This window comes from Streptomyces pyxinicus, assembly GCF_024753135.1.
Classification (GTDB): Bacteria; Actinomycetota; Actinomycetes; order Streptomycetales; family Streptomycetaceae; genus Streptomyces; species Streptomyces pyxinicus.
Map to the genome: position 1 here is coordinate 44,628 of NZ_JANUGP010000026.1, position 13,385 is coordinate 58,012.

12 protein-coding genes are annotated in these 13,385 nt (G+C 68.9%); 6 read left to right on the forward strand and 6 right to left on the reverse strand.

Annotated elements, in window-relative coordinates:
* Nucleotide 1: 1 nt before the first annotated feature.
* From NX794_RS27570 to NX794_RS27580, 3 genes are all read left to right on the forward strand, one after another.
* A complete protein-coding gene (locus NX794_RS27570) occupies nucleotides 2–1,342 on the forward strand; it encodes a PP2C family protein-serine/threonine phosphatase (protein WP_258781834.1) in 1,341 nt (446 codons plus the stop codon).
* 115 nt (nucleotides 1,343–1,457) lie between these two features.
* Nucleotides 1,458–2,807: a vWA domain-containing protein gene (locus NX794_RS27575; RefSeq protein ID WP_258781838.1), complete on the forward strand. Its 1,350-nt coding sequence runs from the start codon at nucleotides 1,458–1,460 to the stop codon at nucleotides 2,805–2,807.
* A gap of 57 nt (nucleotides 2,808–2,864) precedes the next feature.
* A complete protein-coding gene (locus tag NX794_RS27580; protein ID WP_258781840.1) occupies nucleotides 2,865–4,385 on the forward strand; it encodes an FHA domain-containing protein in 1,521 nt (506 codons plus the stop codon).
* Between the two features lie 16 nt (nucleotides 4,386–4,401).
* On the opposite strand, the gene NX794_RS27585 is transcribed toward NX794_RS27580, so the two are convergent.
* A complete protein-coding gene (locus NX794_RS27585) occupies nucleotides 4,402–5,379 on the reverse strand; it encodes a methyltransferase domain-containing protein (RefSeq protein WP_258781841.1) in 978 nt (325 codons plus the stop codon).
* A 78-nt stretch (nucleotides 5,380–5,457) separates the two neighbouring features.
* On the opposite strand from NX794_RS27585, the gene NX794_RS27590 reads away from it, so the two are divergent.
* Nucleotides 5,458–5,862, forward strand: a complete 405-nt coding sequence (locus NX794_RS27590; protein ID WP_258781842.1) for a globin — start codon at nucleotides 5,458–5,460, stop codon at nucleotides 5,860–5,862.
* Nucleotides 5,863–5,898: 36 nt separating this feature from the next.
* On the opposite strand, the gene NX794_RS27595 is transcribed toward NX794_RS27590, so the two are convergent.
* The 5 genes from NX794_RS27595 to NX794_RS27615 form a co-directional block, all read right to left on the reverse strand.
* Nucleotides 5,899–6,588: a DUF8185 domain-containing protein gene (locus tag NX794_RS27595; RefSeq protein WP_258781843.1), complete on the reverse strand. Its 690-nt coding sequence runs from the start codon at nucleotides 6,586–6,588 to the stop codon at nucleotides 5,899–5,901.
* Nucleotides 6,585–6,998: an acyl-CoA thioesterase gene (locus NX794_RS27600; RefSeq protein WP_258781844.1), complete on the reverse strand. Its 414-nt coding sequence runs from the start codon at nucleotides 6,996–6,998 to the stop codon at nucleotides 6,585–6,587. The genes NX794_RS27595 and NX794_RS27600 overlap by 4 nt, the downstream gene beginning before the upstream one ends.
* Nucleotides 6,999–7,004: 6 nt before the next feature.
* Nucleotides 7,005–8,669 (reverse strand): energy-dependent translational throttle protein EttA, encoded by a 1,665-nt coding sequence (gene ettA / locus NX794_RS27605; protein WP_258781848.1) that lies wholly within the window; start codon nucleotides 8,667–8,669, stop codon nucleotides 7,005–7,007.
* 799 nt (nucleotides 8,670–9,468) lie between these two features.
* Nucleotides 9,469–9,909 carry a hypothetical protein gene (locus tag NX794_RS27610; protein ID WP_258781849.1) on the reverse strand — a complete coding sequence of 147 codons (441 nt, stop codon included), beginning with the start codon at nucleotides 9,907–9,909 and terminating at the stop codon, nucleotides 9,469–9,471.
* 568 nt (nucleotides 9,910–10,477) lie between these two features.
* On the reverse strand, nucleotides 10,478–11,269 hold the full coding sequence (locus NX794_RS27615) for a TIGR04255 family protein (protein ID WP_258781851.1): 792 nt from the start codon (nucleotides 11,267–11,269) through the stop codon (nucleotides 10,478–10,480).
* Nucleotides 11,270–12,090: 821 nt separating this feature from the next.
* On the opposite strand from NX794_RS27615, the gene NX794_RS27620 reads away from it, so the two are divergent.
* Complete coding sequence (locus NX794_RS27620) at nucleotides 12,091–12,480, forward strand: hypothetical protein (protein ID WP_258781853.1); 390 nt, start codon at nucleotides 12,091–12,093, stop codon at nucleotides 12,478–12,480.
* Nucleotides 12,481–12,839: 359 nt separating this feature from the next.
* Nucleotides 12,840–13,169 carry a hypothetical protein gene (locus NX794_RS27625; protein ID WP_258781855.1) on the forward strand — a complete coding sequence of 110 codons (330 nt, stop codon included), beginning with the start codon at nucleotides 12,840–12,842 and terminating at the stop codon, nucleotides 13,167–13,169.
* Nucleotides 13,170–13,385: the final 216 nt, after the last annotated feature.

Genomic DNA, 13,385 nt, shown 5'->3' on the forward strand with positions numbered 1-13,385 from the left:
GATGTCGCAGAAGCCCCAGCAGGCCGCACCGGCGAAGTGCCCGAGCTGCGCGGAGCCCGTGGAACCGGGCGACCACTTCTGCGGAGCGTGCGGGCACGACCTGTCGGTGGTGCCCGCCGCCCCGCAGGACCATCCGACCCTCACCCTGTCCGGTGCCCCGGCGCCCGGTGACGGGGTGGACTGGCCGGCGCCCGAGCCGCCCGGCTCCGCCGGCACCCCGCCGGCCGCCCATCTGCCGACCGACCTGCCCGGCACCGACTCCGGTGGCCGGCCGCTGACCGGCGAGCAACGGCCGGCCGCGCCCGGTGTCCGCTTCGACCGGCCCGCCGAACCCGAGGAGTACCCCTTGCAGGCGCCGGACCCCCGCGCGAGCGACCCCGCGGCCGAGCCGGCCGCCGCCGGTACCGCACCCGGTACGGCACAGGTCTGCGTGGCCTGCCGGGCCGGCCGGGTGGACGACGACGGCTACTGCGAGCACTGCGGCCACGCCCAGCCCCGCGAACGCGACCACATGGAGCAGGAGTCGGGCCCGGTCGCGGCCGTCACCGACCGGGGACTGCGCCACCACCGCAACGAGGACGCCTTCGCCGTCGGCCACACCGCGCTGCCCGACGGCACCCCCGTCGCGCTCGCCGTCGTCTGCGACGGCGTCTCCTCCGCGACCCGCCCCGACGAGGCCTCCCTGGCCGCCTCCCGGACGGCCGGGGACGCCCTGCTGGCCGCCCTGCCGCGCGGCACCCACCCGCAGCAGGCCATGCACGAGGCGATCGTCGCCGCCGCCGAGGCGGTCAACGCGCTCGCCGAGGAGCCGGACACGGCCCGCGAGCACGCACCGCACCAGAACGCCCCGGCCTGCACGCTGGTCGGCGCGATCGTCAGCCCCGGCCTGCTGGTCGTCGGCTGGGTCGGCGACAGCCGTGTCTACTGGGTGCCCGCCGACCGCTCGGCACCCCCAGCCCGGCTGACCGAGGACGACTCGTGGGCCGCGCAGATGGTCGCCGCCGGGCTGATGAACGAGGCCGAGGCGTACGCCGACGAGCGCGCCCACGCCATCACCGGCTGGCTCGGCGCCGACGCCTACGAACTGGAACCGCACACCGCGTCCTTCAAGCCGGACCGGCCCGGCGTCGTGGTGGTGTGCACCGACGGCCTGTGGAACTACGCCGAGACCGCCGAGGAGATGTCCGAGGCCCTCCCCGCCGACGCGGCCGAACGCCCGCTGCACAGCGCCCGGGTGCTGGTCGGGCACGCCCTGGACGGCGGGGGCCACGACAACGTAACAGTGGCGGTGCTGCCGTTCCCGGCGCCGTCGCACGGGGCAGGATCGCCGGTATCGGCCTGAGGCCGTACAAAACGCCGCGCCCGGCGGGGGCAGCGGCGGCGGACCGGAGGGGACCGGTCCGTCCACACCCGCGCCCCGCGGGAACGGGGCGCCTTTCAGGGGGAGTCGATCAAGCATGGCCAATTTCGCCAAGCCGGACGTGCCGCGGTTCTCGGTGGACGTCTACCAGAACGCGTACCTGCCCGAGGGCGGCCGGGAGGTCAACGCCATCGTCACGGTCACGGCGACGGGCGGCGGCACCGTCGCCGCACCGCTGTACGGCCCGGGACGGGGACCCTCGGCCGCCGTGGTGCTCATGGTCGACTGCTCGGGCTCCATGGACTACCCGCCCACCAAGATGCGCAACGCCCAAGCCGCCACGGCCGCCGCCGTCGACGCCCTGCGCGACGGCACCCGCTTCGCGGTGATCGCCGGCACGCACGTGGCCAAGGAGGTCTACCCGGGCGGCGGCGCCCTCGCGGTCGCCGACGCCGGCACCCGGGAAGAGGCCAAGCAGGCGCTACGGCGTCTCGACGCGGGCGGCGGTACGGCCATCGGCACCTGGCTGCGGCTCGCCGACCGGCTGCTGTCCTCGGCGGACGTCACCATCCGGCACGGCATCCTGCTCACCGACGGCCGCAACGAGCACGAGTCCCCCGAGGACCTGCGGGCCGCGCTGGACGCGTGTGCCGGGCGGTTCACCTGCGATGCCCGGGGCGTGGGCACCGACTGGGAAGTGAAAGAAGTCACAGGAATCGCCTCGGCGCTGCTCGGCACCGCCGACATCGTCGCCGATCCGGCGGGGCTGGCCGCCGACTTCACGCGGATGATGGAGACCGCGATGGGCAAGGAGGTCGCCGACGTCGCCCTGCGGGTGTGGACACCGGTCGGCACCACCATCCGGTACGTCAAGCAAGTCGCCCCCAGCGTGGAGAACTTGACCGGCCGGCGCACCGAGGCCGGCCCGCGTGCCGGGGACTACCCCACCGGCTCCTGGGGCGACGAGTCCCGCGACTACCACGTCTGCGTCGAGGTCCCGGCGGCCGGCCTCGGCCAGGAGATGCTCGCCGCCCGCGTCTCCCTGGTCGTCCCACAACCGGACGGAACGGCACAGAACCCCGGGGCCGAGGGAGCACAGGGAGCACAGGGGCTCGTACGGGCCGTGTGGACCGACGACATGGCGGCCTCCACGGCGCTCAACCCCCAAGTCGCGCACTACACCGGGCAGGCGGAACTGGCACAAGCCATCCAACAGGGCCTCGACCTTCGCAAAGCGGGCGATTTCGACGGAGCAACGGCCAAACTGGGACGGGCCGTTCAGCTCGCCGGCGCCTCGGGGAACGCGGATACTGCGAAACTGCTTGCGAAGGTGGTGGACGTGGTCGACGCCGCGACGGGTACTGTGCGGTTGAAGACGAGGGTCGCGGAGGCCGACGAGATGACGCTGGAGACCCGGTCCACAAAGACTGTTCGTGTAAAGAAGTGACGCCGCCGCACGGCGGTGTGAGACCGGACGAGCCTCAGGAGAAGGGGAAGCACCGACATGCCGACCTGCCCGAACGGACACCAGTCGGGTTCCGACGACTGGTGCGAGGTCTGCGGTCACCGCATGGCCGGTGCCGTACCTCCGCCCCCGCCGCCCCCGCCCACCGGCGGCTACGGCTTCCCGCCCCCGCGTGGTTCCGGCGCGCCCGAGCCGGAGCTGTGCCCGCAGTGCCGTACGCCCCGTGAGGGGGGCGCGCCGTTCTGCGAGGAGTGCCGCTGGAACTTCCTGACGAACACGGCGACCTCGTACACGCCGGCCGCTCCGCCGGACGCGTACCGGTCGCCGGGGCCTCCGTTCGGCGACGACTACCGGGGCTCGCGCCCGTCCCAGGTGAACCGGGGCGCCGAGTCGCTCCCCCACGTCGACAGCGAGCCCTCCGGCCCGATCCCGTTCGGCGGCAACCGCGCCCCGTCGGGTCCGTCCGGGTTCGGTCCGGGTCCTGGCCAGGGCCGGGGGCAGGGGCAGGGCCAGGGCCAGGGGCCCGGTTTCGGTGGGGCTTCCGGGTTCGACCGGGGTCCGGGTCAGGGCCCCGGCTCCGGTGCGCCTTCCGGGTTCGACCGGGGTCCGGGGCAGGGTCCCGGTCCTGGTGGCCCGTCCGGGTTCGGTGCGGGGCCTGGTGGTTCTGGTGGGTCTGGTCGGCCTGGTCAGGGTCCGGGGGGCGGTGCGCCTTCCGCCTTCGACAGAGGCCCGGGGCAGCGCCCCGGCGGCCCTGGCGGTCCCTCCGGGTTCGACAGGGGCCCGGGTCAGGGCCAGGGTCAGGGTCAGGGCCCCGGCCCCGGTGGTCCCTCCGGCTTCGGTGGGGACCCCTCGCGCCCGGTGCCGCCCCCTCCCGGGCCGACACCCCCTGCCGCTCCCGGTGGCGCCGCTCAGGCGTCGTACTCCGGGCCGCCCGCGCCCACGTACCCGCGGGAGACCGGCCGCGCGCCCGGCGGCGGTCCCACCTCGGGCCGCGGCGAGGACGACTGGGTGATCTCCCCGCCGTCGGCCACCGGTCCCGGAGGACAAGAGACGGGCGGGCATGCCGACCGGGGCGCTTACGTCTACTCGCCGGCGACGCACGGAGTGCCCCGCGTCTCCGCCGGCCCCGGCTTCCCGGACGACACCGCGTGGCCGGCCACCTGGACCGCGACCATCGGCCCGGACCGCGACTACTTCATGGCGATGATGCAGCGCTCCGGACCCGAGGCCGCGGGCCTGAACCTGCCCGCGTACTCGCCCGCGCAGCAGCGCGCGCTCACCGGCAACCAGGTCACCATCGGCCGCCGCCGGCACTCCACCGGCGACACCCCCGACATCGACCTGTCGGTGCCGCCGGAGGACCCGGGCGTCTCGCACCAGCACGCGGTGCTGGTGAAGCAGCCGGACGGCAGCTGGGCGGTCGTGGACCAGAACTCGACCAACGGCACCACGGTCAACGGCGGCGAGGAGCCGATCCAGCCGTTCGTGCCGGTGCCGCTGCTCGACGGCGACCAGGTGCACGTGGGCGCCTGGACGACGATCACCGTCCGCCGGGGCTGAGCGGGCGCACGGAGGCTCAAGGGAGGGGCCAGGCGTAGGGCCCCTCCGGGTCGTCCAGCCAGGCCCAGGCCCGCTCGCCGGCGACCGTGACGCCGTACCGCCCCCGGTCCGGCTCGCCCTCCCGCTGCCACAGCGCGTAGGCCTCCGGGGCGTCCAGGGCGTCCCGGAGAAGCGCGAGCAGGAAGTGGAAGGCGTCCTGCTCGCGGGCCTGGGGCGGCAGCCCGGCCAGGGACACCCCGGCCGGCTCGGCCCGGCCCTCGCCGCGCAGGGGCACGAAGTACGCGGCCGTCGGCAGGAAGCGCCCCTCCGCGTGCCCGGCGTCCGCCACCGTGAGCGAGAGCAGCCCGGTGGTCAGCGGCGTCAGGATGCGCGCGCCGGGACGGCACTGGGCGATCCAGGCGCGCGGCACCGTCGGCAGCGCGCAGGTGGCGATGATCCGGTCGAAGGGGGCGCGCTCGGGCACCCCGCGCGCCCCGTCGCCGGTGACGACGGCCGGGTGGTGCCCGGCGGCGGCCAGGTGCTGCCGGGCGGACTCGGTGATCTCCGGTTCCAGGTCGATGGTGGTGACGAGGCCGTCGTCGCCGAGCCGGTGCCCGAGCAGGGCCGCGTTGTAGCCGGTGCCGGCGCCCACCTCCAGGACCCGGTCGCCGTCCTCGACACCGAGCGCGACCAGCATCCGGGCCATCAGGGAGGGCTGACTGCTGGAGGAGAGCAGCTCGCCGTCGCGCAGCCGGGTGGCCAGTGGTACGTCCGCGTAGGCGCCGCGCACCCAGCGTTCCCGGGCGGCCGGATCGGGGCTCTCGCACCAGCGCCGCTCGTGGCCGCGCGGCCCGGTGACGTAGTAGTACGGCACGAACAGGTGCCGGGGGACCGTGGCGAACGCCTCCCGCCACACCGGGTCCGCGGCCCAGGCGCCGTCCGCGTCGATCTCCCGCACCAGCTCGGCCCGCTCGGCGGCGGCGAGGGCCTCGGTCCGTGTGTCGTGGGCGCCCATGACTCCACAGTAGGGGCGGGATCCCGCCGAGGTCCTAAGTCCCCGGACCTGGGTCACCCGGTCTGAGACCATGGAGGGGTGAGAGAGATTCGGCGCGGCACGCTTCAGGAGCAGACCTTCTACGAGCAGGTCGGCGGGGAGGACACCTTCCGCCGGCTGGTGCACCGCTTCTACGAGGGGGTCGCGGAGGACCCGCTGCTCAAGCCGATGTACCCGGAGGAGGACCTGGGCCCGGCCGAGGAGCGGCTGACCCTGTTCCTGATCCAGTACTGGGGCGGCCCCACCACGTACAGCGAGAACCGCGGCCACCCCCGGCTGCGCATGCGGCACGCCCCGTTCACCGTGGACCGGGCGGCGCACGACGCCTGGCTGAAGCACATGCGGGTGGCGGTGGACGAGCTGGGCCTGTCCGAGGAGCACGAGCGGACGCTGTGGAACTACCTGACGTACGCGGCGGCGTCGATGGTGAACAGCGCGGGCTGAGACGCCCGGAGGCGGGCACGCGGGGGCGGACGGTGCTCAGCGCACGCTGAAACCGAGAGCCGCTCCCAGCCCCTGCCGTCCCTCCCGCCGTACGGCGACGGACCCGTAGGGGGTGCGCAGCCGCAGCCACGCGCCCGAGGAGTACAGCCCGGTGTCCTCCGGTCCGGCGCCCGGCCGCAGGAAGCCCAGGGACTGGGCCGCGTGCACGGCCCGCACCGGCAGCCCGGTGCCCGCGATCTCCCGGGACCAGATGTCCCGCCCGATCCGGTCCAGCTCCGTCCGGCCGCGCCGCTCGGGCGCCAACTCCTCGGTGCGGGACCGGAATTCCCGCACCGCGGCGGAGACGGTCGCCCGCAGCGCGTCCGGCGCCGGCAGCCCCGGCTCGGGCCGCCAGCCGCCGCGCGGCGGCAGCACCCCGGCCCACGGCGGCCCGGTGACCGCCGCGGGCACGCCCGCGGTCGCCGCCCGCTCGTCAACCGACTCCAGCAACTCCCCGGCGGAGACGGTCAGGTCGAGGGTGACGGCGAGCCCGTCCTCGTACGGCTTGGCCAGCCGCACCGCCCGTACCGCCAGCACCTCGAAGGAGGGCGGCCGGCCGAAGACGGCCAGCGCCGTGCCGGCCGCCTGCAACCGCACCGCGGCTCCACGGTCGTAGTGGAGCAGCCGGGAGAGGTAGGCGGCGAGGTCCGCCGCCTCTGTCTCGTCGGCGAGGTGCAGCACCGTCATGCGGCGGCGGCCTCCTCGTCGGCCTCGTCCCGGTACGACCGGAGGAACTCGCGCTCCTCCGCGGTGATCCGGCGCGGTCGGCCCGCCTCGAAGTCGTACGGCACGACGACCGTCGAGGCCCGGACGTACACGAGGTCGTCGTCCTTCACCTCGAAGGCGACGGTGAAGGACGCGGCCCGGATCTCGGTGATCCACAGCTCGATGTCCACCGGGTGGTGCCGGTGGACGAGCTGCCGCTTGTAGTCGATCTCGTGCCGCACCACCACGGACCCCTGCTGGAAGTCCTTCTCGGGACGGAACAGGAAGTCGATGCGGGCTTCCTCCAGATAGCGGAGGAAGACCACGTTGTTGACATGCCCGTACGCGTCCATGTCGGACCAGCGCAGGGGGCAGCGGTAGAGGTGGCGCAAGACCGATCAGCCCCGGGTGAGCTTCTTGTAGGTGGCGCGGTGCGGACGCGCGGCGTCCGGGCCGAGCCGCTCGACCTTGTTCTTCTCGTACGACTCGAAGTTGCCCTCGAACCAGAACCACTTGGAGTCGCCCTCGTAGGCGAGGATGTGGGTGGCGACCCGGTCGAGGAACCAGCGGTCGTGGGAGACGACGACGGCGCAGCCGGGGAACTCCAGCAGCGCGTTCTCCAGGCTGGAGAGGGTCTCGACGTCGAGGTCGTTGGTGGGCTCGTCGAGGAGCAGCAGGTTGCCGCCCTGCTTGAGGGTGAGTGCGAGGTTGAGGCGGTTGCGCTCACCGCCGGAGAGCACACCGGCCGGCTTCTGCTGGTCCGGGCCCTTGAACCCGAACGCGGACACGTACGCCCGGCTCGGCATCTCGACCTGTCCGACGTTGATGTAGTCCAGCTCGTCGGAGACGACGGCCCACAGTGTCTTCTTCGGGTCGATGTTGGCGCGGCTCTGGTCGACGTACGAGATCTTGACGGTCTCGCCGACCTTGATGTCGCCGGAGTCCGGCGTCTCCAGGCCCTGGATCATCTTGAAGAGCGTGGTCTTGCCGGCGCCGTTCGGGCCGATGACGCCGACGATGCCGTTGCGCGGCAGGGTGAAGCTGAGGTCGTCGATGAGGACCTTCTCACCGAAGGCCTTGTTCAGCTTGTCGACCTCGACGACCACGTTGCCCAGGCGGGGGCCCGGCGGGATCTGGATCTCCTCGAAGTCCAGCTTCCGCATCTTGTCGGCCTCGGCGGCCATCTCCTCGTACCGCGCGAGACGGGCCTTGGACTTGGCCTGGCGCCCCTTGGCGTTCGACCGCACCCACTCCAGCTCTTCCTTGAGCCGCTTCTGCCGCTTGGCGTCCTTCTGGCCCTCGACCTTGAGACGGGTGGCCTTGGTCTCCAGGTACTTGGAGTAGTTGCCCTCGTAGCCGTGCAGCCGGCCGCGGTCGACCTCGCAGATCCACCCGGCGACGTTGTCCAGGAAGTACCGGTCGTGGGTGACCGCGACGACGGTGCCCTCGTACTTGGCCAGGTGCTGCTCCAGCCAGTTCACCGACTCGGCGTCGAGGTGGTTGGTGGGCTCGTCGAGCAGCAGCAGGTCAGGGGCTTCGAGCAGCAGCTTGCACAGCGCCACGCGGCGCTTCTCGCCACCGGAGAGGTTGGCCACGGGCCAGTCGCCGGGCGGGCAGCCCAGCGCGTCCATGGCCTGCTCCAGCTGGGCGTCGAGGTCCCACGCGTTGGCGTGGTCCAGCTCCTCCTGGAGCTTGCCCATCTCGTCGAGCAGCGCGTCGGAGTAGTCGGTCGCCATCAGCTCGGCGATCTCGTTGAACCGGTCGAGCTTGCCCTTGACCTCGGCGACACCCTCCTGGACGTTCTCCAGGACGGTCTTGTCCTCGCTCAGCGGCGGCTCCTGGAGCAGGATGCCCACGCTGTAGCCGGGCGACAGGAACGCGTCGCCGTTGGACGGCTGCTCCAGACCGGCCATGATCTTCAGCACGGTCGACTTACCGGCACCGTTCGGACCGACGACGCCGATCTTGGCACCCGGGAGGAAGCTCAGGGTGACGTCGTCGAGGATCACCTTGTCGCCGTGCGCTTTGCGCGCCTTGCGCATGGTGTAAATGAACTCAGCCAAGAGAAACCGTCCGGCAACTTGAAATCTGACAGTGGGCAGATACACCCCATCTTGCCGTATCGCCACCCCTGTGCGGAAACGCGTCCGCCCGGGCGGCTCTGACCTGGGGTTTCGCTGGTGGCGGCCGTGGCTCGCCTGTCAGTGTCGGTCGCCGTCGGTCGGCCTCGGCCACCCTCGCACGGCCCAGAGACGGCCCGGGAACGATCACTAACGAGCCGGACCCTCACCTGGTGGTCGCGTGCATCGAGCCAGTAGACGACGCCCGTGACGGCGGCCCCGAGGGCAGGCAGCTCCATCCCGAGCGGCATGGCTGTGATCTCAGTCAGCCCCAAGGCATCCGGCACACCTTCTATAAGGTTGAAGATCCCGAACGGCTGACGGCTCACGACCTTCCGGGTGACCCAGGTCCCCACGGGCAGGGCAGCGACGGTCGCCGCCCAGCTCCGCCGCACCATGTCTCTGGCCGGCACTTCAGGGCTCGTTAGCCCGCGTACTCATCCATCGCTAGATCATGACGCCCGGGGCGGGTCGACGCTTAAAAGATGCGGGCACGCCGTGGTGGGCCGGTCCGGGTTACCTATGCCACCACCGTGCCGGGCCGCCGAGTGCCGCTGTCGTCCGCCGTCGTTGCCGTCAGCGCTGCCGTCACTGCCGTCTACGGCGCCGCCATATGACCACCGCTTTAAGAGCTCGCTCCTAGCAGCTATGCCAGCATGCTGCGCTGGACGCAACGCCACTTTGGAGGCGCAGCGTCCGCAGGAGGCGCCGCAGCCAGGCCGCTATCGCAATTGCCCCGCCCTTACGGCAACCGCTTTTGCGGATGGAATACACAAGAGGCTAGGCGAGCGAGCGCCTTTGCCCTTTTGTCTACCTGCTTCCGACTCAAATTATCCCAGCCCACGATCAACGCATGTGCTGCATTTCGAGGATGATCTGGGTTGGGTATTCCCTGCGGCCACGCATCAGGGATTACATCCAGTTCTTGCTCGCGAATGCTTTTGGCTTCTAACTCCCAAACGGAATTCTGGGGACTGTCGGATATGCTCGTAGGCCCGACGTCGCACTCGTCAAGAATTCGGCGGACATATACGGAAGTTCCATCCTCGTGCGGTTTGAAAGCTGCACTGGATGGACCAAGCTCCTCATTAGTCACGCTGTCATAACGCATCATTTGAGGATTTTCAGTAGCCACCCAGCGCCAGAGCAGATCTCCATCGAAAATGTCCTGCTCTTCACTCATCCCCACCCCCGATGTACCAAAGGTCACCTAGAGGTGACTCTTCCCGCTTGGCCAGAAAATCCGGCTAGGATGTTCCGGAAATCGGCTAGCCGATCGCGTGCAATTGGGAGAGAGAATTCTGTTTCGACTTCCTCTTCCCCGTCCGTGAGGGCAGAGCCTGACTGACCATCCCCTGATACCCCGATTTCCACCGAGCTCCCGCTCACGTGCCACTCCGCCTGTAGGCCACCGTCCGGCAATGGGAAAAGCTGTGGCGGCAAGCTGTTGCGATCCATTACGCATACTAGGATTTGCAGCATTGCAACCGCTGCCTCGACTGTAATCGGCTCAGCGCGGTAAGAGTCCCAGCCCCTGGGAAGAGCGAGAAGCTTATTGATTTTTTCGACCATCGGGCGAAGATCGGGAATGCCTGCGCCGTCGTCCTGCACGGCGACCGTAACCGAGAGAGGCGCCTTCGGCCGCATGTGGCGGCGACTTGCGACACTCTCAGCGGCGATATCTGCCGGAGACGACCTTCTAGTGGTGAGCCCAGTTACTACCGGACTCAAAGCTTCGACTTCCATGACGGTCATGAGCGTTTCCCCCAGCGTTCATGAGCGGATTCGGTGGTGATTTCTGCGAAGCTCCTAACGAGATGATCGTGCGCTTCTTTTATGGAGTCGATAGCGCCATCAATCGAAGTTTGCGCCGGCTTGCCTTGGGCTGTCATTGTGAGAAATGTGCCCGGTGTCGCGTTTCCTACTACTCCAGGCTCGATCGAGACGCGCAAGAAAAAGTCACTGCCCGTAGTTGCTGATGCGATCGGGAAGTCAAACGCTATCTGCGAGTTTGCTGGACGCCCTAGATGATGCCTCGCGAAATCAGGCCATGTGTGGAAGATATCCTGCAAGTCCCACGGGTCGGGCCCGTCGTTGCGCAAGGTATTAATGTAGCTCAATTCGACATGCAGGAATTCAAGCTTGGCCCGAAAATTCTCATCGACGAAATCCGAAAGCTGGGCGGCTCGTTGGCCCAGAGATTGTAGAATGTGTCCGAATCGGGGGTAATCTGCCCCATCGCCGCGTCCGCGCCAGTTGACGATTAGGCGGTCAGGTTGCAATTGGACGAGATTCTTCCCGTCTTCACTAAGAAACCAGTAACGTGTTTCCCGGAGAGAAGGGAGGTCGATTCGGATTCGTGGCCCGAATGCAGCTTCAGTCGATGGGAGTGTGGGCTGCTCTTCGAGCGTAGGAAGATCAGATTTCCACATTTCATACAACGGCGCCAGTCGGATCCCGGATAGCTCTGGGATCTTTCGGAACTTCACACCGCAAGCCACTTCCACCACCGGCGGCAGAGCGAAATCCGGCAATCCTGCCACTGCAGCCTCCTCGGTATCCGTGCCTGACGTCACGCCTGACCTCTGAGACATGCCCCCCGCTTCCTACGCAGACACCCGCGTACGTGAGAACGAGGATAGGTGAGGAGACCCTCACTGTCGACGGCAAAGTGTGACATCAGTCACTCGTGGTAGTGAAACTGTTACTTGGGTTCACTCTTTCGCTCATCACTGGTCGCCGGGTGTAAGCCATTCACGCAAGCGGAACGATGGGTTCCGGGTAACGCATGCGCAGAGGTGGCTTGTCGTGGATGGAGGGCGCCGTCGACGGGTTTCTGTGGTCCAGGTGGCTGGACGGCGGAGCGGCCGTGGCGCGGTCGATGGAGGAGCATGTCAACCGGCATCCGCCGGCCTCCGTGACGCTGCCCTGGCGCGCTGTCGATGGAGCACCGGCGACTGCATCACTGATCTTCCACAGGGACCACGGCCGCCCGATCAACCGCAACGATTCAGCCGGTCATCAATTTCGGACGCCTCACCTCCACGTATGAGTGGGCTCAGCGGTTGGCCTGGGAGCAGGCGATGAACGATCTACGCGGTCCGGTGTGGCTTGCCGTCGCGGGACTGATAGTTGCCACGGCGGCCGGCGCCTGGTCGATCTGGGTGTAAGGCTGCCTATACGCCGACCGCCTTCAAGCTCCCCGCAGCCTCACCGTCGTCGCCGCTATTGCCTACAAACGGTCCAAGGAGGCGCGTGCTGACGATGTCGAGCGATGTTCCGCACGTCAGGGACCAGGCAAGCACTCAGCGTGGCTGGATCGGATCTGCCGCCTGCAACGCATATGCCCTTACTCTCCGCATCCATGGGGAAAACGGTGCGCCTGTACTGGGGATACATAGCGGTTGCGGCTCTCATCGTTGCGTGGAGCCAACGGTGGTCACTACCAATGGTTGTTGCTCTGTCTGTCACAGTCTCGGCTTACGCCTCTTTCCAAGTACCGGTCTGGTGTGGAGCGGTCAATCGAGACGGGAAGACCTACTGTCGCAATAACGCCTACGGCATCTTGATGGGGTGCCGGAACCGCCAGCATCGCTGGCAGAAGCTAAAGCTGCTCGTGCTGCGCAGCAAGGCTGGAGACTTCAGCCGTGCGGTCTTCCCCACGGCGAAGGAGAAGTTCAACGCCGTCCTTGCCGTGGGGGGTCTGATTTCGGCTATTGCGGCGGTGATCGTTCCGGTCGTGACAGGTGGATGAAGATCTACCTGTCACGGGGGGGGCCAGCGTCGCACGCGGCGCTAAACCCCCGGGCCGAGCAGAGCCGGCGGCCAGGGCCGTACCCGAGTAGCCAGCTTGGAAGATCGCGTATGCGGAGGGGGGCCGAGCTGGTGAGACGGTGACCTGCGTCTTCTCGGCGCTGTCTCCGTGATTCCCCGTTGCTCTCCGCTAGTGGCTGCTCGATCGGGCATGTCAGGGACACGCGCCGGGCATGCTGATTGACCTCACCACTCCTGCATGCTCCTGGAGTTTCGTTGAAGCTAGCAGACTGGGCACCGATCATTGTGGCGGGAGTCACAATCGTTGGTGGCATCTTCCAGGCTCGCCGTAAGCGGCCCATGACTAGGGAGATCGTCAAGCAGGATGTTGAACTGTTGGGGATGCTCCCGGAGGGCAGCGAGGCGAAGCAGCTCCTCGCCAAGCACATAGACGCCACTGTGCGCAAGATCGTTGATGATGAGGATCAGCGAACCCGCGAATACACAGGATCTTGCTTGGCAGTGGGCTTCCTCTCGGTCGCCGTCTTCCTGCTGGCAGTCTGTGTGGCTCGTGGCGGCGCTTGGTGGTGGCTGAGTGCCCCGGCGATCTTCATCGGGCTTCTGGGCGCCGCTGGGTTGGCTCAGGATGCCGTACCTCGGCGACGCGATGCTCGGGGGAGACCGCTATAGCTCACGACCAGGTCGGCGGAGTCTCGAACGCGAGTCAAGTCACTACCCGATCTGGCGCCACTCGATGCGAACTGCAGGCACGGGGGTCACTGAAGTCTCCTGGACTGGCCACAAGGTCGCTCAGGGCCGCGAACGATCGCCTGCGGTCAGTGCGGTTGCTGTACTCCACTGCTGTACGGCAGCGAGCTGCGCTACGTGGCCTTGCATCAACTCGGC

What these genes read in the sequence shown, in the direction of transcription:
- NX794_RS27595 (WP_258781843.1), bottom strand. Translation starts at nt 6,588, where the DNA reads ATGACGGTGCTGCACCTCGCCGACGAGACAGAGGCGGCGGACCTCGCC.
- NX794_RS27620 (WP_258781853.1), top strand. Translation starts at nt 12,091, where the DNA reads ATGGGGAAAACGGTGCGCCTGTACTGGGGATACATAGCGGTTGCGGCT.
- NX794_RS27570 (WP_258781834.1), top strand. Translation starts at nt 2, where the DNA reads ATGTCGCAGAAGCCCCAGCAGGCCGCACCGGCGAAGTGCCCGAGCTGC.
- NX794_RS27575 (WP_258781838.1), top strand. Translation starts at nt 1,458, where the DNA reads ATGGCCAATTTCGCCAAGCCGGACGTGCCGCGGTTCTCGGTGGACGTC.
- NX794_RS27610 (WP_258781849.1), bottom strand. Translation starts at nt 9,909, where the DNA reads ATGAGTGAAGAGCAGGACATTTTCGATGGAGATCTGCTCTGGCGCTGG.
- NX794_RS27585 (WP_258781841.1), bottom strand. Translation starts at nt 5,379, where the DNA reads ATGGGCGCCCACGACACACGGACCGAGGCCCTCGCCGCCGCCGAGCGG.
- NX794_RS27580 (WP_258781840.1), top strand. Translation starts at nt 2,865, where the DNA reads ATGCCGACCTGCCCGAACGGACACCAGTCGGGTTCCGACGACTGGTGC.
- NX794_RS27625 (WP_258781855.1), top strand. Translation starts at nt 12,840, where the DNA reads ATGACTAGGGAGATCGTCAAGCAGGATGTTGAACTGTTGGGGATGCTC.